The 730-nt window shown below is 48.6% G+C and carries 1 protein-coding gene; it reads right to left on the bottom strand.

All coding sequences use genetic code 11. The features are described from left to right. Positions 1-730 (bottom strand): amino acid--tRNA ligase-related protein (locus tag R8O10_RS24970; RefSeq protein WP_318191924.1); only part of this gene is annotated, 730 nt, incomplete at both ends.

The following is a 730-nucleotide window of genomic DNA, read 5'->3' as shown; positions in this document are numbered from 1 at the left end:
CATTACTAGACGGTCTAGACCAAATGCAAGACCAGCATGTGGAGGCGTACCGAATTTTAGAGCGTCCAATAGGAAGCCGAATTTCAATTGTTGCTCTTCTGCATCGATACCTAGGATATCGAATACCGCAGCTTGCATTTCTGCGTTGTGGATACGTACAGAACCACCGCCCACTTCGTAGCCGTTTAGCACCATATCGTATGCGTTTGAGTTCGCTACTGCTGGGTTCGCTTTTAGCTCTTCCGCTGTCACACCTAGAGGTGATGTGAATGGGTGGTGCATCGCGTGTAGGTTGCCTTCGTCGTCTTCCTCGAACATTGGGAAGTCAACAACCCATAGAGGAGCCCAAGTGCCTTCTTTAGTCAGACCTAGGTCTTTACCTAGTTTAAGACGAAGTGCGCCTAGTGCTTCCGCAACGATGTTAGCTTTATCTGCACCAAATAGAATGATGTCGCCAGATTCCGCTTGAGTGCGATCTAGGATACCGTTGATTACGTCTTCGCTTAGGAATTTAGCTACAGGAGATTGGATACCTTCCACACCTGCCGCACGGTCGTTAACCTTCATCCATGCTAGACCTTTTGCACCGTAGATACCTACGAACTCTGCATAGCCGTCGATTTGCTTACGAGTTAACTCTGCACCGCCTGGTACACGGATAACTGCAACGCGGCCTTTTTCGTCGTTCGCTGGACCAGAGAATACTTTGAACTCAACGTCTTTTACTAGG

It is taken from the genome of Vibrio sp. 1727, from assembly GCF_033344415.1.
Lineage (GTDB): Bacteria > Pseudomonadota > Gammaproteobacteria > Enterobacterales > Vibrionaceae > Vibrio > Vibrio alginolyticus.
The sequence above is the reverse complement of the archived record's forward strand: the minus strand, read 5'-3'. Positions and strand labels throughout refer to the sequence as shown.